Origin of the sequence: uncultured Thiocystis sp. (assembly GCF_903866365.1) — a bacterium.
Taxonomy (GTDB): Bacteria; Pseudomonadota; Gammaproteobacteria; order Chromatiales; family Chromatiaceae; genus Chromatium.
On the sequence record NZ_CAIPNF010000063.1, the window covers coordinates 1 to 25,571 of the forward strand.

General features: G+C 61.0%; 22 protein-coding genes. 11 read left to right on the forward strand and 11 right to left on the reverse strand.

The window, feature by feature from the left end; translation table 11 throughout:
• Positions 1–112: 112 nt before the first annotated feature.
• The 7 genes from QZY07_RS03935 to QZY07_RS03965 form a co-directional block, all read right to left on the reverse strand.
• Positions 113–325 carry a hypothetical protein gene (locus QZY07_RS03935; protein WP_295399940.1) on the reverse strand — a complete coding sequence of 71 codons (213 nt, stop codon included), beginning with the start codon at positions 323–325 and terminating at the stop codon, positions 113–115.
• Positions 303–584 (reverse strand): BrnT family toxin, encoded by a 282-nt coding sequence (locus tag QZY07_RS03940; protein WP_295399942.1) that lies wholly within the window; start codon positions 582–584, stop codon positions 303–305. Before QZY07_RS03940 ends, QZY07_RS03935 begins: the two co-directional genes overlap by 23 nt.
• Positions 585–1,012: 428 nt before the next feature.
• Positions 1,013–1,318, reverse strand: a complete 306-nt coding sequence (locus QZY07_RS03945; RefSeq protein WP_295399944.1) for a hypothetical protein — start codon at positions 1,316–1,318, stop codon at positions 1,013–1,015.
• Between the two features lie 767 nt (positions 1,319–2,085).
• Positions 2,086–2,556: a DUF29 domain-containing protein gene (locus QZY07_RS03950; protein WP_295399945.1), complete on the reverse strand. Its 471-nt coding sequence runs from the start codon at positions 2,554–2,556 to the stop codon at positions 2,086–2,088.
• Positions 2,557–2,591: 35 nt separating this feature from the next.
• Positions 2,592–3,086, reverse strand: a complete 495-nt coding sequence (gene ilvN, locus QZY07_RS03955; RefSeq protein ID WP_014777520.1) for an acetolactate synthase small subunit — start codon at positions 3,084–3,086, stop codon at positions 2,592–2,594.
• Between the two features lie 212 nt (positions 3,087–3,298).
• Entirely contained in the window at positions 3,299–5,020 is a 1,722-nt protein-coding gene (locus tag QZY07_RS03960; RefSeq protein ID WP_295400060.1) for an acetolactate synthase 3 large subunit, read from the reverse strand.
• 352 nt (positions 5,021–5,372) lie between these two features.
• Positions 5,373–6,422: a PilZ domain-containing protein gene (locus tag QZY07_RS03965; RefSeq protein WP_295399947.1), complete on the reverse strand. Its 1,050-nt coding sequence runs from the start codon at positions 6,420–6,422 to the stop codon at positions 5,373–5,375.
• A 264-nt stretch (positions 6,423–6,686) separates the two neighbouring features.
• Between QZY07_RS03965 and QZY07_RS03970 the strand changes: the two genes are divergently transcribed.
• From QZY07_RS03970 to QZY07_RS03985, 4 genes are all read left to right on the forward strand, one after another.
• Positions 6,687–8,408 carry a proline--tRNA ligase gene (locus tag QZY07_RS03970; protein ID WP_295399948.1) on the forward strand — a complete coding sequence of 574 codons (1,722 nt, stop codon included), beginning with the start codon at positions 6,687–6,689 and terminating at the stop codon, positions 8,406–8,408.
• Positions 8,409–8,649: 241 nt separating this feature from the next.
• A complete protein-coding gene (gene fabA / locus QZY07_RS03975) occupies positions 8,650–9,165 on the forward strand; it encodes a 3-hydroxyacyl-[acyl-carrier-protein] dehydratase FabA (RefSeq protein ID WP_295399950.1) in 516 nt (171 codons plus the stop codon).
• A 109-nt stretch (positions 9,166–9,274) separates the two neighbouring features.
• Positions 9,275–9,421, forward strand: a complete 147-nt coding sequence (locus QZY07_RS03980; RefSeq protein WP_295399952.1) for a hypothetical protein — start codon at positions 9,275–9,277, stop codon at positions 9,419–9,421.
• A gap of 172 nt (positions 9,422–9,593) precedes the next feature.
• Positions 9,594–10,025 (forward strand): DNA polymerase III subunit chi, encoded by a 432-nt coding sequence (locus QZY07_RS03985; RefSeq protein WP_295399953.1) that lies wholly within the window; start codon positions 9,594–9,596, stop codon positions 10,023–10,025.
• Between the two features lie 165 nt (positions 10,026–10,190).
• Here the strand turns inward: QZY07_RS03985 and QZY07_RS03990 are convergent, their stop codons facing one another.
• On the reverse strand, positions 10,191–14,429 hold the full coding sequence (locus QZY07_RS03990; protein WP_295399955.1) for a PAS domain-containing protein: 4,239 nt from the start codon (positions 14,427–14,429) through the stop codon (positions 10,191–10,193).
• 81 nt (positions 14,430–14,510) lie between these two features.
• Complete coding sequence (locus tag QZY07_RS03995; RefSeq protein ID WP_295399957.1) at positions 14,511–15,620, reverse strand: two-component system response regulator; 1,110 nt, start codon at positions 15,618–15,620, stop codon at positions 14,511–14,513.
• 305 nt (positions 15,621–15,925) lie between these two features.
• Here QZY07_RS03995 and QZY07_RS04000 point away from each other — a divergent pair, with 305 nt between their 5' ends.
• Entirely contained in the window at positions 15,926–16,270 is a 345-nt protein-coding gene (locus QZY07_RS04000; RefSeq protein WP_295399959.1) for a TusE/DsrC/DsvC family sulfur relay protein, read from the forward strand.
• A gap of 31 nt (positions 16,271–16,301) precedes the next feature.
• Here QZY07_RS04000 and parC read toward each other — a convergent pair whose 3' ends face one another.
• Positions 16,302–18,551 (reverse strand): DNA topoisomerase IV subunit A, encoded by a 2,250-nt coding sequence (gene parC / locus QZY07_RS04005; protein WP_295399960.1) that lies wholly within the window; start codon positions 18,549–18,551, stop codon positions 16,302–16,304.
• A gap of 145 nt (positions 18,552–18,696) precedes the next feature.
• Complete coding sequence (locus tag QZY07_RS04010) at positions 18,697–19,425, reverse strand: class I SAM-dependent methyltransferase (protein ID WP_295399963.1); 729 nt, start codon at positions 19,423–19,425, stop codon at positions 18,697–18,699.
• A 150-nt stretch (positions 19,426–19,575) separates the two neighbouring features.
• Between QZY07_RS04010 and QZY07_RS04015 the strand changes: the two genes are divergently transcribed.
• The 6 genes from QZY07_RS04015 to QZY07_RS04040 all read left to right on the forward strand — a co-directional run bounded on the left by QZY07_RS04015 (position 19,576) and on the right by QZY07_RS04040 (position 25,332).
• Positions 19,576–20,676 carry an efflux RND transporter periplasmic adaptor subunit gene (locus QZY07_RS04015; protein ID WP_295399965.1) on the forward strand — a complete coding sequence of 367 codons (1,101 nt, stop codon included), beginning with the start codon at positions 19,576–19,578 and terminating at the stop codon, positions 20,674–20,676.
• Complete coding sequence (locus tag QZY07_RS04020; RefSeq protein ID WP_295399967.1) at positions 20,673–23,741, forward strand: efflux RND transporter permease subunit; 3,069 nt, start codon at positions 20,673–20,675, stop codon at positions 23,739–23,741. The genes QZY07_RS04015 and QZY07_RS04020 overlap by 4 nt, the downstream gene beginning before the upstream one ends.
• Positions 23,742–23,792: 51 nt before the next feature.
• Positions 23,793–24,092 carry a BrnT family toxin gene (locus QZY07_RS04025; RefSeq protein ID WP_295399968.1) on the forward strand — a complete coding sequence of 100 codons (300 nt, stop codon included), beginning with the start codon at positions 23,793–23,795 and terminating at the stop codon, positions 24,090–24,092.
• Complete coding sequence (locus tag QZY07_RS04030; RefSeq protein ID WP_295399969.1) at positions 24,070–24,384, forward strand: BrnA antitoxin family protein; 315 nt, start codon at positions 24,070–24,072, stop codon at positions 24,382–24,384. Before QZY07_RS04025 ends, QZY07_RS04030 begins: the two co-directional genes overlap by 23 nt.
• Positions 24,385–24,387: 3 nt before the next feature.
• The gene (locus QZY07_RS04035) at positions 24,388–24,816 is read left to right on the forward strand and encodes a phosphate-starvation-inducible PsiE family protein (protein ID WP_295399971.1); all 429 of its coding nucleotides are present in this window, start codon (positions 24,388–24,390) and stop codon (positions 24,814–24,816) included.
• A 138-nt stretch (positions 24,817–24,954) separates the two neighbouring features.
• On the forward strand, positions 24,955–25,332 hold the full coding sequence (locus QZY07_RS04040; RefSeq protein WP_295399973.1) for a hypothetical protein: 378 nt from the start codon (positions 24,955–24,957) through the stop codon (positions 25,330–25,332).
• Positions 25,333–25,571: the final 239 nt, after the last annotated feature.

Sequence of the window (25,571 nt, forward strand, 5' to 3'; positions counted from 1 at the left end):
CCCTTCTCGGTGGCGTGTGACGTGAGGCGCGCCTGGCCCTAATGGTGGCGCTTGATTAGTTTTGTACTGTACTGAGGCCACGGTCACTCTACCCATCCTACCTCTACCTCGCTTAGCGGGACAAAACCCGAGCCAGGGTGCGTAGCGCTTCATTGACCGATGCAGAATCCGGAAAGATTTTCGCGACATCCGAATCGAGTAATACGGTGGTAACATTGCCAGAAAATTCTTTGGCGTACTTTCCTCGAACGCATCCTTTCATATTCGCGAAATCATACTCTTCACGCATGTCATCGACTTCGTTAGTGGCTTGATTGCTGTTCATAGAAAGCGTGCTCTTTTATCGTCGCTTTTCTTGCGCTAATGATCCGAATTGTATCTTCACGAAAAACGTGAGAAACAACCAATACTTTAGCAGATGTTGTTTCACCGATTATCAGATAACGATCCTCGCTATCAGAATGATCGATATCAGGATAAGTCATCGATAGAAAATCTTGAAATACTGTAATCGCTTCAGCAAACGAAATATCATGCTTCGCTTCATTTTTCTGGGCTTTTTGATTGTCCCATTCAAATTCCATAAACAGCCTGATGTTTTGTCTTAGCCAGCGTAGTCACACGCGCCGAAGCATCATGTTTGCACCACATAAAACGCTCCGGGGATACCGGGAGCATTCAAGTCTGCCTTCCAGTTCAGTGGTTCGATGGGTTTCGTGACCGGCAGGCTTCCGTACTTAATCATCAACGTCGTGCCGCGGTCACTCTACCCATCCTACGCTGGCTGCGTTTTGGCTGGCGCGGTTGTTGCGTAAGCAAGAACCGTGACAGGCAAATAAGTCAGGTTGAACTGAATGTTCGACAGCTTATCCTTCAATCGGCACAATCTCCGCTGGTACGGCATTGCAGAATAAGCTCCGTCGCGTCCGCGGGGTCCGCTCTTTAACCGCTTGTTAGGCGATTGAGTTATTTACACGCATAAAAATAATTCGAACCGAATCCATTTAGTTAACTATGCATCAAAACGATCAACCACATTAAATCCAAGTATCGGCATCACATTTCTATGCAATTCACGAGCAAATTTTGGAATAAATATACTCAAATTTTTACTGTAATTTATAAGCCAAAGGGATTTCAATTTAGCGCGGGCGTCCTCATTAATATATATCTCCCCATATTTATCAATTAATACCATTGCAGCACTTACTCCATCACAAGCTAACGAAAAAATATAATCTTCCTCATCATTAATCAGAGATGACTTTAAATCATCTACCATACTAGAGAGGTCGTTACGAAAGAGTTCAAGATTCATTTTGTCATCCTTAAGGAGTGAATGTTTCAAAATAATTTCGATTTTCTTGGACATAATCACGAACCTTAATAATATAACAGTTGTCGAAGCCGATCTTGCGTGCTGCCTAACGATTCTGCTTTAGCGACTTGCTAGATTCGGACCCTTTCAGGCGAAGCCAATGGCGTCATAGAACGTGCGGCGCCCCGAGGGTAGCTGGGGAAATACAGATTTTGAATTTTTTCAGCTTCCTTTTCTTATGCGCCGCAATCTGGCCTGATGATCACTTCAGGTCTATCACGTTTCGTGAATTTAGCGAATAAAGCTAAGCAGAATCGACCGAGCGAGAGCGAGGGCGATTTCTGCTTTAGCGCATTGTTAAGTTCGTGCATCAGAAGAAACGCGGCCATGCTTGGCAAGCCGCCGACGCTAAAATCAAAAGGGGGAGAATGAAAAAATCCTTTCCGTTCAGAGAAGCAAAAACGATTTCTGTCATTAACTTGTGTTATGCAGAATCGTTTTTGCTTCTCTGAATAGCATGGATTTTGGATTTTTTCATCCCTCTTTTTTGTCGGCGATTTCGCCTGCCAAGATCAGATATTTTTCTTTATTTTCAAGAACTTAACAGTGAATTAGACAGAATCCGTAATTATGGTGCTAGACAGATTCCACGTTCGCTGTACTAAGACCGGTAGGCTGGGGTGAGGAACGAACCCCAGCGGACGCCGCTAATGATGGGATCCACTCCCCTTCACTCCTGCCTACTCGACTCGTGAAAATCAGATGGTTCATCCGCCAACGGACCTGCGTTCGGATCCAGCAAGCGCGGGAGGAAACCAGTCCGGATCAAGAATCGCGTCGACGCGCCACGGACAGGATTCCGGGAAATCGTCCAAACCCGTCTCTTCGGATGCCTTGGCGACGGCATCCGACCAGACGCCCGCCCACCAGTCGGCATCTTCGAGACTGACCTTCAGGCTGGGGGTGTTCCTGATGCACAGCGCGATGGCGTTGCGCTGCTCCTTAAGCGTGCGGCGCCAACTGTTGCCCTGGCGCGCTGGCTGATGCCGCCATTTCAGCAAGTGGGTCAGCAAGAGCGCCATGCGGCGGCCAAGTTCGCGGCGTTCGCTTTCCCCCACGTCCTCGATTTCCTCGGCAATGTGCGCGATGTCCAGTTGCGCGAACCGCCCCGCGCGCAGGAGCCGCGCCTGCTCGTCGGCCCAGGCAATGATGTCGTCGTCGTAAGCGGTGGCGGTCATCGTTGCCGTGTCTCCGATGGGTCACGCGCGACCCATTACGACAGCGTCAGCCCCTTTTCGCCGCGCGTGATGCCAGTGGGACCGGAGCGGACGACTTCGATCAGCAGTCCCTCGGGGATGGCGTCGATGAAGGCGTCGAGCTTTTTGGAGGCACCGGTGAGTTCGACGACATAGCTGGTCTCGGTCACGTCGATGATCTTGGCGCGGAAAATCTCGGTGAGACGCTTAAGTTCCTCGCGATCCGGGCGCTCGGCGCGCACCTTGACCATCATCATCTCGCGCTCGATGTGCGGTCCGTCGGAAAGATCCAGCAGCTTCACGGTGTCGATCAGCTTGTTCAACTGCTTCTTGATCTGCTCGACGATCTCCTCGCTGCCGGTGGTGACCAGCGTCATGCGCGAGAGGGTCGGGTCGTCGGTGGGGGCGACGGTCAGGGATTCGATGTTATAGCCACGGGCCGAGAACAGACCCGCGACGCGCGATAGCGCTCCGGCCTCGTTCTCCAGCAACACGGCGATGATGTGTCTCATGGTGAAAATCTCGTGTCGTATTAAACCGCGTCCATCCGGATATGCGTCGTGTTGAGCGGTCGGCCAGGTTTGCATGAACCGGTGACCGTCGGCGTCGACGCGGTTTAAATCATTTAAAATTCAATCCTTAAACCGCGTCAGCGATGACGCGCATTGGATTCATGCGTGGCCAAACCAAAACACCAGCCACGCAAAATCCTGTTGGACGCGGTTTAGGCCAGTTCGCGGTCGGTCAGGCTGGGCGACAGGTGCATCTCGTGATGCCCCTTCCCCGCCGCGATCATGGGATAGACGTTCTCGGTCGGATCGACCACGACATCCAGGAACACGAAGCGATCCTTCATCGCGAACGCCTCGCGCATGGCGTCTTCCAGATCGGCGGGACGCTCGACCCGCATTCCGACATGGCCGAAACTCTCGGCAAGCTTCACGAAGTCCGGCAGCGCGTCCACATAGGAATGCGAGTACCGGCTTTCGTAGAACAACTCCTGCCACTGGCGCACCATGCCCATGTAGCCGTTGTTGAGCAGCACCACCTTGATCGGCAGCGAATACTGCTTGCAGGTCGCCATCTCCTGGATACACATGAGGATACTGGCCTCGCCAGAGACGCAGGCGACCTGGGCCTCGGGAAACGCCAGTTGCACGCCCATCGCCGCCGGCAGCCCGAAGCCCATGGTGCCGAGACCGCCGGAGTTGATCCAGCGCCGCGGCTTGTCGAAGGGATACAACTGCGCCGCGAACATCTGATGCTGGCCGACGTCGGAGGTCAGATAGAGTTCGCCATCGGTGACTTTGTAGAGTGTCTCGATGGCGAACTGCGGCTTGATGGCGGCACTGGTCCGGTCGTACTGGAGACAGTCCAGACGGCGCCAGTCGGCGATCTTGGCCCACCAGTCGGCGATCGGCGCGGGATCCGGCTGGGGTTTTTGCGCCTGGTAGAGCCGCAGCATCTCGGTCAGCACGCCCGCCACCTGACCGACGATGGGCACGTCCACCCGAACGTTTTTCGAGATCGAGGAGGGATCGACATCGACGTGGATGATCTTGGCATGCGGACAGAAATGTTCGATCTTGCCGGTCACCCGATCATCGAAGCGGGCGCCGATGGCGATCAGCACGTCGGTCTCGTGCATCGCCATGTTGGCCTCGTAGGTGCCGTGCATCCCGAGCATGCCGATGAACTGGCCATCGGTCGTGGGAAAAGCCCCGAGCCCCATGAGGGTGCTGGTGATCGGAAAGCCGGTGGCGCGCACCAACTCGGTGAGTTGGGCCGAACCTTCGCCGAGCACCACGCCGCCGCCGGTGTAGAACACCGGGCGCGTTGCCTGGAGCATGAGATCCACGGCCTTTTTGATCTGCCCCGGATGCCCCTTCTCGACCGGATTGTAGGAACGCATCCGGATCTCGCGCGGGTAGTGGTAGGGGATCTTGATGTTGGGATCCGTCACGTCCTTGGGGATATCCACCACCACCGGACCAGGTCGGCCCGTGGTCGCGATATGAAACGCCTTGCGAATGGTCAGGGCCAGATCGCGCACATCCTTGACCAGAAAGTTGTGCTTCACGCAGGGCCGGGTGATGCCGACGGTATCGACCTCCTGGAAGGCGTCGCTGCCGATCACCGGCGTCGGCACCTGCCCGGTCAGCACCACCATGGGGATGGAGTCCATGTAGGCGGTGGCGATGCCGGTGACGGCATTGGTCGCGCCCGGCCCCGAGGTGACGAGACAGACGCCGCACTTGCCGGTCGCGCGCGCATAGCCGTCCGCCGCGTGGGACGCACCCTGCTCGTGACGGACCAGGATGTGCCTGACCGTGTCCTGTTTAAACAGGGCGTCGTAGATATGCAGGACCGAGCCGCCGGGATACCCGAAGACCAGTTCGACGCCCTCGTCGAGCAGCGCCTGAACGACGATTTCGGCTCCGCTCAGTTGCCTGCCAGCCCCGGCATCGGCCTCAGCCGCGCCCGCCCTGTTCGGTTCCGCTCCAGTCAGTGCCACTTTAAGCGACCTCCGATCAGCCCGCGCAACCGGGGGACGCATGGCCCGTCGGCGGATGCCCGCGAAGAAGCGGCGCCCGCGTCACGCCTCCTATCGCGGCGAATCCGCGATCGTCGGGAGGCGTCAACCAGCCATGGTTCCCCGGTTGAACGAGGAATAATGAAAACGTTGAAAAAGGATCGAAGTTACAGCGATCGTTACCGGCGGTCAAGCCAGGCAAACCGGCCGAACCGCGACCCTGCCGATCATCGTTCGTTCGGGCGAAGGGCGGCAGGCCGGATCGTTAAACCCTCCTGCCAACCTTGAGCATACTTCTTCTGGCGGCGGACAATCCGTAAGAAATGTCATGCACGTTCTGCAGGAGCTCCAGTTCTTCCCAGGCATCCTCCGGCCATCCATCGGGTTGCCCCTGATCGCCCAGCACCAGGTCGCGGAAGAGCGCTTCGAAAGCTTCGACATCTCCCCAGCCGACCGTCAGTCGATTCAGCGCCTCCGGAAAATCCGTCTCCAGTACGCAGGGCAGGCCGCTTTTGCCCGACCGCCGCGCCCTCTCGGCGCTTGAGACCCTGGCCAATGGAGTGGCGCGGATCCAGTCGGGCACCTCGGAGAGATGCGGATGCCCCGCTTCGCGCACGTCTGGCAAATGGCTCAGAAAGAGATCGACGAAGGCCTTGATCGACTTCTTCGGGTGTTCGAACTCCAGCGTGAGAGTATAAAGATCGGTCCAGTCGAAACCCGTCGGCTGAGATTTCCGCGCGTCGACCACGCGGGCTCGCAGCCGAATCCCTGGCGCTCCAGTGGTTCCCGCGATCGACAGTTTGATGCTCTGATCGATGTCATAGGCCTCGAAGACGGTCACGACGTGACGCCCCGTCGCAATCTGCGCCAGCATGTAACGCAGGTCTTCGTCATCATTGGCGGTCACCTCCAGTTCCCTGACGAGATCGCCGGATCGACCGCTTTGTTCCGTCGACCTTCCTCCTTGCAGCATTTTCAGCAAGTGTTCGAGCCGCGAATGACTGCGCGGAGTCAGACTGAAAAACCGCGCGGCAATCAGATGGGTTCCGTCCTGCAGCGCTTTCGCGCGGATCAGATGGGCATCGGCCGTAATCCGTTCGCCCTGTTTCCAAGGCAGGACGATCCGCAGCGAACTCGTCTGCTCGGGAAGCGCATGGTCAATGGAGAAGAGCACCCCGCCCCAGGAAATATCCAGATTGATCGCGGTGACCGGGTCGACCATCCCAGGAAAAGTCACCTGAATTGGAATGTTGACCTGAATCCGCGCCTGGGTGCGACGATCAAGCCTGAGTACCTCGTTCTGGGGCTGCTTCATATCGCCATTACCCTATAACCGGTCTGCAACGATGTCTTTCGCTGTTGTCGGTTTGTGTCCAGATGAATCCAGCTTGGTTTCAGCAACATCGCGGGCTCCCGCGGTTAGGGAAGACATATCTATTACAACAAGAGTATTCGAAAATTGCATCCCATCCCGCAGACTATTCCAGACTTCGGCGGGAACAGGTCTGGCATCTGAAGAGTTGTTTCCAAGTTCATTGAACCCTAAACTCGCCCGCTTTCCCTTGCAATGACGGTCCCCATGCGCACCTCACAGTTCCCCCTGCAGACCATCAAGGAAATCCCCGCCGACGCCGAGATCGCCAGCCATCGGCTGATGCTGCGCGCGGGCCTGATTCGCAAACTCGCCGCCGGTCTCTATACCTGGCTGCCGCTGGGCCTGCGCGTGCTGCGCAAGGTCGAGCGGATCGTCCGTGAAGAGATGGACCGCGCGGGGGCGCTAGAGGTTTCGATGCCGGCCGTGCAACCCGCCGAACTCTGGCAGGAATCCGGCCGTTGGGAGAAATATGGTCCCGAACTGCTGCGCTTTCATGACCGCCATCGGCGCGAGTTCTGTTTCGGCCCCACCCACGAGGAGATCATCACCGATCTGGCCCGTAACGAACTCAAGAGCTACAAACAGCTCCCGATCAACTTTTATCAGATCCAGACCAAGTTCCGCGACGAGATCCGCCCGCGCTTCGGCGTGATGCGCGCGCGCGAATTCCTCATGAAGGACGCCTATTCCTTCCATCTCGACGAAGCCTCGCTGGCCGAGACCTATCGTCAGATGCACGCGACCTATTGCCGTATCTTCACCCGCTGCGGGCTCGACTTCCGGCCGGTGCAAGCGGACACCGGCAGCATCGGCGGCAACGCCTCGCACGAGTTCCATGTGCTCGCGACCTCCGGCGAGGACGCCATCGCCTTCTCCACCGGCAGCGACTATGCCGCCAACGTCGAGATGGCCGAGGCCGTGGCGCTCGCCGCCGCGCTGCCGCCGCCCGCCGAGGACGCGCGTCTGGTCGACACGCCCAACGCGCGCACTATCGCCGATTTGGTCGAAGGGTTCGGTCAGCCGATCGAGCGCACGGTCAAAACGCTGGTGGTTGCCGCCTCGGACGCCATCGACGCCGATCTGATCGCCCTGCTGGTGCGCGGCGATCACGAACTCAACGCCATCAAGGCGGAAAAACTGCCGCAGGTCGCCGCGCCGCTACGCATGGCCACCGAGGCCGAGATTCGCGTGGCCATTGGCGCCGGTCCCGGCTCGCTCGGCCCGAAGGATCTGCCTATCCCCTGCCTCATCGATCGCACCGTCGCGGTCACCGCCGACTTCAGCGCCGGCGCCAACCAGGACGGCAAACACTGGTTCGGGCTCAACTGGGGCCGCGACCTGCCGCTGCCCGAGGTTGCCGACCTGCGCAACGTCGTCGAAGGCGATCCCAGCCCGGACGGACAGGGGACGCTCACCATCGCGCGCGGCATCGAGGTGGGGCATATCTTCCAGCTCGGACGCAAATACAGCGAGGCGATGAAGGCGACCGTGCTGGGCGAGGACGGGCGCGCGACCACGCTCACCATGGGCTGCTACGGCATCGGCGTCTCGCGCGTCGTGGCCGCCGCCATCGAGCAGCATCACGACGATCGCGGCATCCGCTGGCCCGCGCCGATCGCCCCCTTCGAGGTCGCGCTGCTGCCGATGAAACTCGGCAAATCCTACCGCGTCCGCGAGGCCACCGACCAACTCTACGCCGACCTCCAAGCCGCCGGGATCGAGGTGCTGCTCGACGACCGCGACGCCCGCCCCGGCTTCATGTTCGCGGACATGGAACTGATCGGTATCCCGCATCGCATCGTGGTCGGCGACAAGGGGCTCGACGACGGACAGGTCGAGTATAAGGGACGCACCGACGCGGAGATGCAATTGGTCCCGCTCGCGGAGATCGTCGCATTCGTCCGCGACCGCTTAGCGATTTCCTGAAATAAGGCGATTTCCGGGAAACATCGCCCCCACCCCTCGCGGCTCGGGCGGCGGCGCGTTTCGTCAGGAAAGGGACAGGATTAACAGAATTTTTCAGGATTAAAAATAATGAAAACAAATTGTTATGAAATCCTGCTCATCTTGAGACATCCTGTTAATCCTGTCCATTTTCACGCGCGATCTCTGGCATGAACATTTCCGGAAATCGCCTAAAAACAGCAACCGTAAACAACGGAACCACATGACCAAAGAAGCCACTTTTACTCGCGATGAACTCCTGGCCTGCGGCCGGGGCGAGCTGTTTGGGCCGGGCAACGCCCAGTTGCCGGTGCCGAACATGCTAATGATGGACCGGATCGTCCGCATCGCGAATTTCGGCGGAGCCAATAGCAAGGGCGAGATTCTCGCCGAACTGGACATCACACCGGAACTCTGGTTCTTCGAATGCCATTTTCCGGGCGATCCGGTCATGCCCGGCTGTCTCGGACTCGACGCCCTGTGGCAACTGGTCGGCTTCTATCTGGGCTGGGTCGGCAATCCCGGCCATGGTCGGGCGCTGGGCGTGGGCGAGGTCAAATTCACCGGCCAAGTGTTACCCGCCGCGAGCAAGGTCACCTACCACATCGACATGAAACGGGTCATCACCCGCAAGCTGGTGCTCGGCATCGGCGACGGGGTGGTGCAGGTCGACGGGCGAACCATCTACACCGCCAAGGATCTGCGGGTGGGACTCTTCACCTCGACGGAAGGGTTCTGAGCGGTCCATGACTGCGGACGACGGCCTCGCAGTAGGTCCTCCAAGCAGACCCTGTAGCCTCACGGTTGCGGATTCCGCCGCACGGGCCGGCCCATGGGTCGACGGAACAATGATCAACGCACTCGCTCAACTCCAAGCGCTGCTCGATGCGCTGAATGCGCTCAACGAGGTTATCGATGCTAATTTGCTGGCGGGCATAGTCCCCCAGCGATTCAGCCTGATCGCGTTTTACGCCAGACATCGCCAGCTCAAGTGAACTGAGACGATACTTGACGTCTTTAAACTCCGAGTGCATCTCGGTCCGCAGTGTCTGTACATCCGAGCGTAATGCCCGCAGATGCTCCAACACTAAATTGTCGACACTTTCAGTCATTGTGGTTTAACCCCATGAATCAATTAAAAGAGACGGACGGAGGACGCCGCCCGGGATGACCCGAATCGACTTCTACAGCCTGGAACCCGAGAGTCGCGGCGACCGCTTTCTCCTGACCTGCCGGCTCGTCGAGCGGATTCGCGCCAAGGACCTGCGCGTCCTCATTCACTGTCCGGATCCGGAGCAGGCGCGCCATCTGGACCGCCTGCTCTGGACCTTTCGCCAGGACAGCTTTCTGCCTCATGGACTGGTGGGTCAGACCGATCCCGAACTCACGCCCGTCTTCATTGGCGACGCTGGAAAGCCGGAAACCGAGTGCCAGGTTTTGCTCAACCTCTCCTTCGAGATTCCCGGCTTCGTGGACCGTTTCGAGCGCGTGTGCGAGCTGATCGACCATGACCCCCACGCCCGCGCCACCGGACGCGAGCGTTTCCGCGCGTATCGCGAGCGTGGCTATCCGCTGGAGCATCATCGGATACGGCTTTAGGTGATTTCAAGGGCATCTCCATCCCTTGAGCAGGATGCAGTCCTGTAGGGGCGAATTTATTCGCCGCGTCGGTTACGCCGATGCCCGGATGTAGGGGCGAATTCATTCGCCGCGTCGAGTGCGCGGATACCGGGATGTAGGATGTAGGGGCGAATGAATTCGCCCCTACAGCATGCGCGCGGCTCTCAGAATCTCCAGTGCCGCGTCGAAGTTGAAGCGCTGAATCTCACGCTCAAGATCGTCGAATGTCTCGCCCAATGCCGCGCGCAGCAAGGCGGCCGAGTCGCTTGCGAACTGGACGGACTGCACATTGTCCTCCGTCAGCAAGGCATCCAGTTCGCTGATGACCCGATCCAGCAGGGCCCCCTGAACAGGCGTTTCGGGACGGCTCCATTCGTCCTCCTCCGGCAGCGCCAGGATAGCGGCGACCAGGCGGTCAAGTTCCCGCTGGAGTTCCTCGGTCGCGGAGGCGATGACCTCCGCCGCGGAACGACGCCCAAGCGAGACTTCCAGGCGCCCCGCGCAGCTCGCCAGACGATCGGCGCCCAGGGTCGCGGCGGCCCCTTTCAGACCGTGGGCGACCCGTACCGCCCCCAGTTCGTCGCCCGCCGTCAGACAGGCGCGCAGCGCCGCCGGATCCTCGCCATGCGACTGTGCGAACAACCGCAGCAGACGCAGATAGATCGTGCGCTGTCCCCGTACCGCCGCGAGTCCGCGCAGACTGTCGAGCCCGGGAACCCCGGCCAGCCAGGGTTTCCAGGCGACGCCTTCGCGCGAGACGGCTCGCGGGCCGTCGCTGTCGCGCGCGTCGCTTCCCGGCAGCCATTGCAGCAAGGCGCGGTAGAGCACGTCCGGTTCCACGGGCTTGGGCACGAAGTCATTCATCCCGGCGTCCAGACACGCCTGCCGATCCTCCGCGAAGGCGTTGGCGGTCATGGCCAGAATCGGGACCGCCTCATGCCCTGCCTGGGCGCGGATCGTGCGCGTCGCCTCCAGACCATCCATTTCAGGCATCTGCACATCCATCAGCACCAGGTCATAGGCGTTCGCGGCGACCATGGCGACCGCCTCCCGACCGTTTGCAGCCGTCTCCACCGCCAGGGCCACCGCATGCAGCAATTCCATCGCCACCTCGCGATTGATGACATTGTCTTCCACCAGCAGAACGCGCGCGCCCGCCGCGCGGCGGCGTAACGCGGACTCGGTATTGGTCGACAGTATTGCGCATGGTGTCGGCGCGATGCCGCGACCGCGGCCGAGTCGGGCAGTAAACCAGAAGGTGCTGCCCTGCCCCGGCGTACTTTCGACGCCGGCATCGCCACCCATGAGTTGCGCCAGCCGCAGCGTGATGGCGAGCCCCAGACCGGTGCCGCCATGCTTGCGCGTGGTCGAGGCATCGGCCTGACCGAAGGGTACGAACAGACGCGGCAGCTCGTCCGGCGCAATGCCGATGCCAGTGTCGATCACCTCGAAGCGGACCAGCAGCCGGTCGTCGGATTCATCCAGCAGGCGAGCGCGCAGGGTGATGGTCCCGCGCTCGGTGAATTTGACCGCGTTGCCGACAAAATTGAACAACGTCTGACGCAGCCGGGTGGGATCGCCGTGCAGCCAGGGCGGGACATCGCCTGCATCCACCTCGATCGTCAGCCCCTTGGATTGGGCCTGGTCGGCGATCAGCGAACATGCATGGTCAAGGATGCCCATCAAGGGAAAATCGGTCTGCTCCAGTTCAAGGCGGCCCGCCTCGATCTTGGACAGGTCGAGAATGTCGTTGAGGATGGACAGGAGATGATGGGCAGCCGACTCGATCTTGTTCAGACGCACGGCCTGCTCGGGCGTCACACCACTGCGTTGCAGCAGATAGGTGAGACCGACGATGGCGTTCATGGGCGTGCGGATCTCGTGGCTCATATTGGCGAGGAAAGCGCTCTTGGCCCGATTGGCGGCCTCGGCCGCCTGCCGCGCTGCCTCACTGATCCGTTCTATCTCTCGTTGGGCGCTGATATCGCGGGAGAATCCCACCGTACCCAAAACGCTGCCATCCGTGTCGAGGATGGGCGCCTTGAAGGTTTCGAAGATGGTTTCCGCCTGACTGGCCAGGGGCCCCTCCACCGTTTTTTGCCGCCGCGAGGCCATCACCTCGTCATCTTCGGCCCGGTAGCGCTCGGCCATCTCCCGCGGCCAGAGATCGAAATCGGTCTTGCCCAGCAGGTCGGCGATCGGCCAGTGAACGGCCTCGGAGAACGCGCGGTTGACGGCAAGTACGCGCCCTTCGCGATCCTTGAGCCAGATCAGATGCGGGATATTGTCGATCAATGCCCGCAGGGAGCGGGTCTGACGGCGTAGCTCTCCGGTGCGCTCCTCGACCCGTTCCTCCAGATGGTGGCTGTAACGGTCCAGCTCCGCCTCGGCGCGCTTGCGTTCGCCGATGTCCCGGCAGATGCAGAGCACCAGATTCCGTCCACCCCAGGTGGCACCGCTGGCGCTGACCTCGACATCGTATTCGGAGCCGTCCTTGCGCCGGTGGCGCGTTTCGAAGAGTGTGCCCGCGGTCTTGAAATCGGGGAATCCCTCACGGACCTGCTGTTCGGACAGCACCGCGTCGAGATCCCAACTGTGCATCCCGATAAGCTCCTCCGCCGGATAGCCCGCCATCTCCGCAAAACTCCGGTTGGTCTCGACGACCCGATGATCCTGATCGAACACCAGGATGCCATCGCGCGAATTCTCGATCAGCGCCAGACGCCGCGCGGTCTCGTCGGCGAGGGCGCGCGACACCTGGTCGATGTCGGTAATGTCGCGCGAGATCCCGAACGTGCCGATCACCTGACACTGGGCGTCGTGCAGCGGGCCCTTGATGGCAAGGAAGAGCCGCTCGCCCAGGGTGGTCATCAGAGGCTCCTGAAAGGTCACGCTCTGGTCACCCGCCATGACCCGCTGGTCGTTCAGCCTGATCATCTCCGCCTGATCGGGGGGAAAAAGATGGCCGTCATCGCGTCCCAGCACCGCTTCGGCGGATTTCCCGGTGATGCGCGTGGCGGCCTGGTTGAACAGCAGATAGCGGCCCGCCTTGTCCTTCGCGAAGATGGCATCGGTGGAACCGTCGGCAATCGCGCCGAGCAGGCTCAATGCGCGCAGCCGATCGGTCTGGGACTGATGCAGGCTGGCGGCGAAGACCAGTTGCTGACGCTGGCGCAACAGGAAGGCACCGGCGGCGGTCATGAACAAGGCCAACAGGCCCGCCAGACCGATCCAGACAGCATTGTTCAACACCCCGGCATAGAGTTCGAACCGATTGAGCTTGGCGACCAGAAACCAGTCGCTGCCGGGCACGGCAAGCACCACGCCGATGGCCGGCATACCGCGATAGTCCACGCCTTCCAGCAAGACCCCGAGTTTGGCCTGATCCCACAGCGCCTGCACGGCCAGCACGTGCTCCGACGTGATCGGCACGCGCAGCTTCAACGCGGAATCGGCCCGGTGCCGCAGTTCGTTCAGATACAGCGCCTGGTCGCCATCGCGCCGGAACAAGAGGGTCTCGCCAGTGGCAGTAGGAATTGGCCAGGTCTGGAGCATGGGGTACAGATAGGCCGCCAGGTCTGAATGCAGGACGATGACCGGACCGGGAGCGCCGTCCCGCGCCGGCAGCGGCACCAGGAAATCCAGGTGGATCCGATCGAGATGATCGCGATAGGGTCCGAACTGGCTCACCGTCTGATCGGTGACGGACTGCCTGACCGCCGCGACCAACTGGGGATCGGGGGTCGGCATGGCGCCGTCCGAACTCCAGAGCGGTTCGCCCAGGGCATTCAGCAACAGGACGCCTTGAAAGCCGTTATAGCGCGCGAACAACTTGAGATTGGCCCGCAGATCGACAGCCGCCGCCGGCTCGGCACCAGCGAGCCAGTGTGCATCGAAGTCGGCTCCGAACCGGCTGGCGCGCAGGAAACGGGCGTCGTCCCACCGCTCATTGAGCCAATCGGCGATCTGGCGTGTCTTGAGTTCGGCAATCGTCTTGAGACGGGCGGCCTCGCCATCCTTGCGCTGATGGACATCGATGGCAATGCCACCCGCCGTCAGGATGACGATGGCCGCCGCCAGCAAGGCGAACGGCAGCAGCATGGCATGGTGCGGCGGCTCCGGAAGCTCCGCCTCCGCGACTGGCGCGACCGGTTGCAACAAACGCCGCAGCAGGCCATAGAGCAGCAGGGAGGTGACGGCGACGAACAGCCAACCCTTGATTGTGCTAACGAGGGTGATCTGGGCCGGGACAACGACCAGCCAGGCCATCGCCTTATCGGACAGCAGGATCCACAGCCCGGCGAACACCGCGTACACCAGCACCACGGTCAGGATCGTCGAGAACGTGGCGCGGCTGGCGGGTCGCTCTGGGTCTGGCCTCACTGCGATCTCCTCAAGGTCGCCATGGGCGCGGGCGGCTTGAACTGTCGGGTCGAATCGACCTCGGTTCGAGCAAGGTCGGCATCAGTTCGGCGGATCAAGTTCGGCCTCGCCGTAACGAGCGGCGATTTCTCGGAACTCCTCGAACCTGGCGAGAAAGGCATCGGTCACATCCGGATCGAAATGGCTGCCACGCCCGACGACGATGATGTCGAAGGCGTCGCCAAAATCCATGGGCGGTTTATAAACGCGCGGCGAGATCAGCGCGTCGAACACATCGGCGAGTGCCATCAACCGCGCGGCAATCGGAATGGCGTCGCCGGCCAGACCGTCGGGATAACCGCTGCCGTCCCATTTCTCATGATGATAGTGGGCGATGTCCTTGGCCAGGACGAGAAATTCGACCAACCGGTCGGCATCGCGTTCGGCCAGTTCGATGGCGTCGCTGCCCAGCTTGGCGTGGGTTTTCATGATTTCCCACTCCTCAGGCGTGAGCTTGCCCGGCTTGAGCAGGATGGAGTCGGGAATGCCGACCTTGCCGATGTCGTGCAGCGGAGCCGACTTCGCCAACTGGTCGATCACGCGGTCGGTGAGGAACTCGGAGAAGCGGGGATGATTGCGCAATTGCTGGGCTAGCGTGCGGACATAACCCTGGGTGCGCCGCAGATGGTTGCCGGTCTCCGGGTCGCGGATCTCGGCCAGATGCGCCAGCGCATGGATACTGACATCCTGCACGACCAGATTCTCGCTCATGCGTCGCGCGAGTTCGGCCTCCAGATAGGCGTTCTGATCCTTCAGCCAATCGCGCGCCTGCTTGAGTTCCAACTGGGTGCGGACCCGCGCCAACAAGATCGACGGCATGATCGGCTTGGCGATGTAGTCCACCGCGCCGACATCGAGACCGCGCAGTTCGGCCTCGGCGCTGTCCATCGCGGTGACGAAGATCACCGGAATCTCGCGGGTCAGGAGATCGGCGCGCAGTCGGGTGAAAACCTCGTAGCCATCCATGCCCGGCATCATCACGTCCAGCAGGATGAGATCCGGCCAGGGCGCGGTGGCGGCGATCCGCAACGCCTTCTCGCCAGACGTGGCCGCGCGTACCCGATAGTCGAGTTGCAAGAGTTCGCTCAAGACCGTGAGGTTTTCGGGCGAGTCATCGACGATCAGGATCGTCGGCAGGGCTCCGTCCAGCATTTAACCTCCTAAAAAGGTGGGAATGATGCGTCTATCCCTAACAATGGGCGGATATCATAGATGAATAATCGGCGGACGGGAGCATCGCGGCCTGTTTCGACCATAAAAACAATCCGGGATGTCGCATTAACCGCATGCCTAACCAGGTCTGTCACGTTGCCGTTCGCCTGGTCGGCGAGCGGACGCGGCCATTTAGGGGTTGACGCCGCCGCATTTCCGACTAAATTAATAGGTCAAGAAGCTTGAATGATCATGACATAAATTCATTTAATGGCTATCTATTCACTGACTAGGGGAACGCCACAATGATTCAGTCTGACCTACAGCAGCAAACGCCCGCCGGGGGGCGTCCCTTGCCACTCGATGAAGACGGATTTTTAGTCGCTCCGGAACTCTGGAATCGGGGCATGGCAAAGTTCATCGCCAAACTTGATGGCGTCTGGCCGCTCAGTCCCGAGCATTGGAACATCATCTACTATCTGCGCGAGCATCGCCTGACCTATGGCGCGCTGCCACCCGCCTCGCAAATCTGCCGCGCGCACGGCATGGAGCGTCGCGCGGTGCAACGGCTGTTCGGCTCCTGCCGCGAGGCCTGGCGCATCGCCGGGCTCTCGCATCCGGGCGAGGAAGCGCTGAACCACATGACCTAACGCCTGCGCTTCGACGGGCGGATGGCGGAAATCAGTTCGCCTCCAGCCCTTCCACCCGCTGAAATCCGCGCGGCAGCAGGCGTCCGCGCCGGCCGCGTTCACCCTGATAGACCTCCAGGTCGGCCGGCTTGAGCGTGAACTCGCGCTTGCCGGACAGGATCTTCAGGCTGCCGCCCGCCGGCACCACGGCCAGCGCCACCATGACTTCCTCGCGCGCCGCGACTTTCGCTGCCGGAATCCCGATAATTTTGTTGCCCTTGCCGCGTGACATCTCGGGCAGTTCGGAGACCGGAAACACCAGCAGATAGCCGGCGCTGGTGGTCGCCGCCAGCCGCGCGCCGACGGCGTCGCCAAGCGGGACCGGAACCAGCACCTTGGCGCCCGGCGGCAGGCTGACGATCGCCTTGCCGGCCTTGGGCTTGGCGAACAGATCCTCCAGCCGGGCGATGAACCCATAGCCCGCGTCCGAGGCGAGCACATAGCGGCTCTCCGGCGAATCCCCGAGCACGGCGACGAAGCGGGCGCCCGGCGGCGGATCGAGTCGGCCGGTCAGCGGCTCGCCCTGTCCGCGCGCCGAGGGCAGACCGTTGGCCGGAAGCGAATAACCGCGCCCCGTCGAATCCAGAAAGACCACGGTCTGATGGCTGCGCAACCGGGCGGCACCGAGAAAGCGGTCGCCCGAGCGATAACTGAGTCCCACCACGTCCACCTCATGTCCCTTGGCCGCGCGGATCCATCCCATCTCGGACAGAACGACGGTCACCGGCTCGCTCGGCGCCAGTTCGTTCTCGTCGATGGCGGTCGCCGCGTTGCGCGCGACCAGCGGCGCGCGGCGCGCGTCGCCGTATTTCTCCGCATCGGCGGCGATCTCGTCGCGGATCAGGCGTTTCAGCACCGTTTCATTCCCCAGAATCCGCCGTAGCCCATCGCGTTCCTCGGCCAGTTCCGCCTGCTCGGCGCGGATCTTCATCTCTTCCAGACGCGCGAGCTGACGCAGCCGGGTGTTCAGCACATAGTCGGCCTGAGCCTCGGTTAGGGCGAAGCGCGCCATCAGGATCGGCTTGGGCTCATCCTCGGCGCGCACGAGGCGAATCACCTCGTCGAGATTCAGGAAGGCGATCAGCAAACCGTCGAGCAGATGCAGGCGTTCCAGTACCTTATCCAGACGATGCTGTAAACGCCGGCGCACGGTCTCGGTGCGGTAGGTCAGCCATTCGACCAGGATATCGCGCAGGCTCATGACCCGCGGGCGGCCGTTCAGGCCGATCACGTTCATGTTCACCCGATAGCTGCGCTCCAGATCGGTGGTCGCGAACAGATGCAACATGAGGCGTTCGACATCGACCCGGTTGGAACGCGGCACGATGACGAAGCGGGTCGGAAATTCATGATCGGACTCGTCGCGGAAATCCTCGATCATGGGCAGTTTCTTGGCGTTGAACTGCGCGGCGATCTGCTCCATGACCCGGCTGCCCGAGACCTGATAGGGCAGCGCCGTGATGACGATCTCGCCCCGCTCGATCTCGTAGCGGGCGCGCTGTCGGACGCTTCCGCCGCCGGTCCGATAGAGCTTCAGGAGTTCGTCCGGCGGGGTGACGATCTCGCCGGTAGTCGGAAAATCCGGTCCCGGAATAAACCGGATCAGATCCTCCACCGTCGCGTCGGGGTGTTCGAGCAGATGCTGACAGGCCGCCGCCACCTCGCGCAGATTGTGCGGCAGGATATCGGTCGCCATGCCGACGGCGATCCCGGTGGTGCCGTTGAGCAACAGATTCGGCAGACGCGCGGGCAACAGCCGCGGCTCCTCCAGCGTCCCGTCGAAGTTGGGCTGCCAGTCGACCGTGCCCTGATCGACCTCGCCGAGCAGCAACTCGGCATAGGGTGTCAGGCGCGACTCGGTGTAGCGCATGGCGGCGAACGACTTGGGATCGTCGGGCGAGCCCCAGTTGCCCTGTCCATCGATCAATGGATAGCGATAGCTGAAGGGCTGGGCCATCAGCACCATGGCCTCGTAACAGGCCGAATCGCCGTGCGGATGGAATTTGCCCAGTACGTCGCCGACGGTGCGCGCCGACTTCTTGAACTTGGCCGTCGCCGACAGACCCAGCTCGGACATGGCGTAGAGGATGCGCCGCTGCACCGGCTTGAGTCCGTCGCCCACGTAGGGCAGCGCGCGGTCGAGGATGACGTACATGGAATAATCCAGATACGCCTTTTCGGTGAAGTCTTTCAGAGGGCGGCGTTCCAGGCCCTCCGCGTTATACAGCAGGGTGTCCGTCATGGGTCATCTTGAATTCGGTCGCAAACAGGGCGGGCATGATGCGGCAAGGAGGCGGGAAGCACAATAAACCGCGCCACGTGGGGCATGCAAAGTTCGCGCTTCACGCGATGTTGTCAGGACTCGCGAAGGTCGGCGCGGGCACGGTTTATCGCCGACGCAACAGATCCACCCGGTGCGGCTTGAAAAACCGCGCGCCGTCCGGCGTTAGATGACGCTCGAAGGCCACGCGGATCGCGGCGAGACGGGTGGCCTCCAGATCGCGCTCACGATGCGTGATCTGGATAAAGCGGGCGGCGAAGCTGTCCCAATCGGGATAGACGCCTTCGGATTCATAGAAAACCTCGCGTTCCAGGCGGAAAAGCCCTGCGTCGATCGCGCGTCCCAGTGCCGCGAAGGCTGCGGTTCGCACCTCGCGCTCGTCATGAATCAGACGCATGATCTCGTTAAAATCGCCCCAATAAACCGGCTCGGAGACATACAGCAACCCGCCCGGCGTCAGCACACGATGAATCTCGCCGAGCGCCTGATCCATCAATTCGATGGGGACATGGTGCAGCGACTTGAACATGAAAACCCGGTCATAGGAGCCATCCGGATCGGCGATCGACTCGGCGCCGCCCGCGCGGAAATCGACCGCCGGCAGATCCGCCAGGGCGAGGTTTTTTGCGTGCTGAATCGCATCGACCTCGGTCGCCGTCACCTGGTATGCACCCAGTCGCGTCACCAGCTCGCGGGTCGTCCAGGCGGCGCCGCAACCGAGTTCAAGAACCCGCGAACCATGCACGCTGAGCAGATCCTCGATCACCTCAAGCTCGCTACAGCGACGATAGGCGGCGGGGTCATTGATTTGCATCGGCGGGCTGATGGACGCCATATAAACTCCAGGGTTGCGGTTCTCGTTTCACGGCCATCGCAGCCTATACTACAAAACTCTGTCATTCGAGCCGCAAAGAGCGATTGAGTCTGGCCCGGAGAATGACCGACCCTCACATTGATCGATTCCGTCAAGAGGCATTGACCACCCATGTTCGTCCGTCTCCTGCTGGTGCTGTTGGCGCTCGCCGCGATCATCGGCGGTCTTGCCTACACCAAAGTCCGCCAGATCCAGACTGAAATGGCGATGTTTTCCCAGCCGATGCCGGCGCCAACGGTGTCCGCGGCCGTCGTGGAGACGCGCGTCTGGGAACCCACGCTGAAGGCGGTCGGGACCGTGCGGGCGGTTCAGGGTGTCGATCTCAACAATGAAGTCGCGGGACAGGTCAAAGAGATCCTGTTCGAATCCGGCGCCAGTGTGAACCAGGGGCAGATCCTGCTCCGACTTGAGGATGACGTGGACCGGGCCGACCTCGAAGGTCTTGTGGCGGCGGAACGTCTGGCCCAGATTCAGTTGGACCGCAATCGCGCCTTGCTCAAGGGTCGCGCTGTCGCTCTGGGCGATGTCGACGAGATCGCCGCCCAACTCGATCAGGCGCGCGCCCAGGTCAAGGCCAAGCAGGCGACGATCGAGAAAAAGGCGATTCGCGCGCCCTTCGCGGGTCGGTTGGGTATTCGTCAGGTGAATCTGGGGCAATACCTGCCGGAAGGTTCGGCTATCGTCCCACTCCAGGCGCTGGAGACCGTTTATGTCGATTATTCACTGCCCGAGCGCCATCTGGCCCAGTTGCGCGTCGGTCAGCCGGTGAGCGTGCGGGCGGCGCCCTACCCCGACCGAACCTTCGAGGGCAAGATCCAGGCGATCAGCCCCGGCATCGATCGGGGCACCCGCAACGTGCTGATCCGTTCCCGTTTCGAGAATCCCGATCTGGCGCTGCGACCCGGCATGTTCGCCCGCGTCGCCACCCGGCTGCCGGTCCAGGAACGCGTCCTCACACTCCCCCGCGAGGCGGTCACCTTCAACACCTATGGCGATTCGGTGTTCCTGATCGAGGAGAAAGACGGCAAGACCCTGGCGCAGCGCCGCCAGATCCGCACCGGGGCCGTGCGCGGGGACGAGGTCGCGGTACTCGACGGGCTGACCGAAGGGGATCGCGTCATCGTCGCCGGTCAGGTGAAACTGACCAACGGGCAGGAGGTCAGTCTCTTACCGGCCAGCGCCGAGGCCGCCACGCGGGCGCGACCCGAATGAAGTTCACCGATATTTTCGTCCACCGTCCGGTGCTCGCGAGCGTCGTGAGCCTGCTGATCCTGATCCTGGGACTCCGCGCCTTCCTGGATCTGGATGTCCGCCAGTACCCCAAGACCCAGAACACGGTGGTGACGGTCACCACCGCCTATCCGGGGGCGAGCAGCGATCTGGTGCAGGGATTCATCACCCAGCCGCTCCAGCAGGCCATGGCCGAGGCCAACGGGATCGACTTTCTGTCCTCCACCAGTGCCGCCGGAACCTCGGTCATCGAGGCTCACATGCGCCTCAACTACGACCCCAACGCGGCGGTGGCTGAAATTCAGGCCAAGGTGGCGAGCCAGACCAATGTGCTGCCGGAGTCCGCCCAGAATCCGGTGATCGACTCCACCACTGGGGACAGCACCGCCCTGATGTATCTGGCCTTCTATAGCCAGGAGATGGACCTGCCGCAGATCACGGACTATCTGATCCGGGTGGTTCAGCCCCAACTCCAGGCTGTGCAGGGCATCGCCAAGGCGGAGCTGATCGGCAACAAGACCTTTGCCATGCGGATCTGGCTGGATCCGGCGCGCATGGCCGCGCTCAAGGTGAGCGGCGACGAGGTGTCCCAGGTTCTCCAGGACAACAATTATCTGTCCGGTGTCGGTCGCGCCCAGGGCGAGCTGGTCCAGGTGGATCTGTCCGCCACGACCGACATCAGCAGCGTCGAGGACTTCCGCCGGCTGGTGGTGCGCGCGGAGTCCGACACCCTGATTCGGCTGGAGGATATCGCCGAGATCGAGCTGGGCGCCGCCGACTACAACTCGACCACGCTGTATAAGGGTATCCCGGCCATCTTCATCGGGATCGAGCCCGCCCCCGGTTCCAATCCGCTCGACGTGGCCGAGCGCGTCCATGATCTGATGCCGGGTCTCAAGGCCGATTTCCCCGAGGGGCTGAACGCCTTCATCCCCTACGACGCCAGCGAATTCATCCAGGAATCCATCAAGGAGGTGTTCAAGACGCTGGCCGAGGCGGTGCTGATCGTGCTGCTGGTGATCTTCCTGTCGCTCGGCTCGCTGCGCGCCGCGCTCATCCCCTCGGTGGCGGTGCCGCTGTCGATCGTCGGAGCCGGATTCCTCATGCTGCTGATGGGCTTTTCCATCAACCTGCTGACCCTGCTCGCCATGGTGCTCGCCATCGGTCTGGTGGTGGACGACGCCATCGTGGTGGTGGAGAACGTGCACCGGCACCTGGAGATGGGCAAGCCCCGGATCCAGGCGGCGGTGGACGCGGCGCGCGAGCTCGCGCTGCCGATCATCGCCATGACGACCACCCTGGTCGCGGTCTATGCCCCCATCGGTTTTATGGGCGGACTGGTGGGTTCGCTCTTCACCGAGTTCGCCTTTACGCTCGCCGGGGCGGTGCTGGTCTCGGGGATCGTCGCGCTCACGCTGTCACCCATGCTGTCCGCCGCGGTGCTGCGCGAAGGCGGCCAGCAGGGGCGATTCGAGCAGGCGGTCGAGCATTTTTTCGAGCGGCTCGCCAGCGGCTACCGGCGGTTGCTGCATGGCTGGCTGCACTATCCCAGCGCGACCCTCCTGGTGGCGGTGGTGGTGCTCGCGGCCATCTATGGCATGTACAGCATGACCCAGAAGGAACTGGCTCCGACCGAGGATCAGAGCATTCTGTTTTTCATGGCGACCGCGCCCCAGACCGCCACCATCGATTACAACCAGCGTTTTGTCGCGGAAATGAGCCCGCTTTTCGAATCCTTCCCCGAGTATCAGGAGAGTTTCATCCTGGTCGGCTTCGGGGACGCCAGCACCACCTTCGGCGGCTTCAAGATGCCCCCGCCGAACCAGCGGGAACGCTCGCAGATGGAGATCCAGCCCCAGCTTCAAGGCGCACTGTCCCAGATCGCCGGGCTCGATACCGTCGCCTTTTCGCTCCCCAGCCTGCCGACCCCTGGCAGCGGGATGCCGGTGGAATTCGTTGTCCTATCCGATCGGGGATTCGAGGAACTCTCCGGACTCGCCGACCAGTTGCTCGGTCAGGCCATGGCGAGCGGCAAGTTCATGTTCCTGATGAAAGATGTCAAGCTGGAGCGACCCCGGATCGTGCTGGAGGTGGACCGTGATCTGGCGGGCGATCTGGGGATCGGCATGCGGGATCTCGGGCAAAGCCTGTCGGCCATGCTCAACGAGGACTATGTGAACTGGTTCAGCCTGGAGGGTCGCAGTTACAAAGTCATCCCGCAGGTGGCGCGAGGCGACCGCAACGACGCAGCGGAACTGCTGGACTATCAGGTGCGCACCGCCGCCGGCGAACTGGTGCCGATCAGCGCGCTGGTCACGCTCCGCCATCGGGTCGAGCCATCCAAACGCGCTCAATTCCAGCAATTGAACGCGGTCACGCTCTCCGGCGTCATGACACCAGGCGTCACCCTGGGCGATGCACTGAACTCTCTGGAGCGGGAGGCCCAAAGCCTCTTCCCGCGCGGCACGCGCATCGACTACAAGGGCGAATCGCGCCAGTTCAAAAGCGAGGGCGCGGCACTGGAGGTGACGTTCTTCCTGTCTCTGCTGATCATCTATCTGGTCCTGGCGGCCCAGTTCGAGAGCTGGCGCGACCCTTTTGTGATCCTCATGTCCGTGCCCCTGTCGATCGCCGGGGCCATGGCGTTTCTGTTCCTGGGCTTCGCCAGCATCAACATTTACACCCAGGTCGGGCTCATCACCCTGATCGGACTGGTCGCCAAGAATGGGATCCTGATCGTGGAATTCTCCAATCAGCTCCGCGAACGCGAAGGTCTGACCAAGCGCGAGGCGATCGAGCAGGCATCGGCCATCCGGCTGCGCCCCATCCTGATGACGACGGTCTCGATGCTGGTCGCCATGATCCCGCTCCTGACCGCCAGCGGTCCGGGCGCGGTCAGCCGCTTCGACATTGGGTTGGTCATCGTTACCGGGCTTGGCATCGGCACGGTTTTCACCCTGTTTATCGTGCCAGCCTTCTATCTGCTGCTCTCGCCGACGCATCATCGGCGCATCGGCGAGGGACAGGACGCCGCGCACACGATCTGACCACTTCCCGAAGATCTGACGATAACAACAAAAAAGAAGTAACATTAATGCATGAAAATAAGATTTGAATGGGATCCGGCGAAGGCGGAACGCAATCTCAGGAATCACCATGTCAGCTTCGAGACGGCAACCCGCATCTTTGCCGACCCATTCGCGTTGGTCGAGCAAGACCGCATCGAGAACGGGGAACATCGCTGGCAAACCTTGGGCACCGTGGATGGCTATCTGTTGCTACTGGTGGCCCATACCGTCCGGGACGACGAGGACGGCACTGAGATTGTCCGCATGATTTCGGCACGTCGCGCTGAACCGAAAGAGAGAAAACGCTATGAGCAAAATCGTCCGCTGTGAGGTTGACCTGAACAACCTGCCGCCTCTGACCGATGAGCAGAAGGCCGAACTCAAGGCGCTGTCCGACATGCCGGACAGCGAAATCGACGACAGCGACATTCCGCCATTGGACGATGCGTTCTGGAAGAATGCCGTGCGCAACCCGTTCTACAAGCCCACCAAGACCTCTACCACGGTGCGCGTTGACTCGGATGTGCTGGCGTGGCTCAAGAGCCAGGGAAAGGGCTATCAAACCCGCATCAATGCCATCTTGCGCGAAGCCATGCTTCGTTCGCTGAATCATAAGGCTTGATCCATGAAGTCACATCACCCCCTCGATCGCTGGCTGTCGACGCTCTTTCATTACATCGAAAAGGCGGTTCTGGTCGGTGTCGGTGCACTGGCGCTCGTCGGCATCGGGCAACTCATCCAGAGCATCTACCAGCATGGACAGGTCAAACTGGAAGACCTGCTTCTGATGTTCATCTTCATCGAGATCATGGCGATGGCGAACGTCTATTTCGTCCGCCGGTCCGTGCCCTTCACCTATCCCATGTTTATCGCCGTCACCGCGCTCTCGCGCTTGATCGTGCTCCAGGGCAAGAACATCGCCCCCGAGAACCTCCTCTACGAAAGCGGCGCGATCCTGCTGGTCAGTCTCGCCATCCTCATCATCCGCTTCAGTCAACGCTATAGCGCGGCCGCCATCGAGACCGAGGAAACCGAGGACGAGAAGCACGAATAACCCGAGTGAACCTGGTTACTTCTATCATTTGTCAATGTCGACGATGGGAGTTACCCTTGATCGAAGCAGGGGATCTCGCCGCTGTCGGCGGGTATGTGATCATCACGAAGGGGTGGAGTCATGTTGAGCAAGCAAACGGTGATTGCCTGGGTGATTGGGATCGTCGTCCTATTTTTTCTTCTCGATTCGTTTGGATCCGCGTCAATCTCGGATGCATTTGCCAGGGTTTCCGTGGTCGCGGTCGTCGTCTTGTTCCTCCTGTATCGAATCGGCAAACATCGCGAAGGATACGAAAAACTCATCGCCGCCGGGGTTGCGGTCGACGGCAAACCATCGTTACGGGCGAGTTGCTATGTCGCGACGATTCAGCATGGCGAGGTCCGATATCGCCTCGGTTCATACACCGGCATTCAGCGCATCATCAGAGATCTACCCGCCGGGACACCTCATCAATGGGGGCATCTTGATGCCGTATCCATCGTCCGAACGCCCCAGGATCTGACCCGCGTCGCATAGGGCGATCGCAATCCAGACGCGACGAACCCGCCAAACGGCGGGCTCCATTACACCAAGGTCTGACCCATCCACGCACACAAGGCATGTCAGGCCGGATGCGTTTTTAGGCGATTTTCGGGAACGTTCATACCCATTCCAAAGGCTTCAAAATGGACAGGATTCACAGGATGTTTCAAGATTGACAGGATTTATAAATAATGACTTATATACTGTTAATCCTGCGAAATCCTGTTAATCCT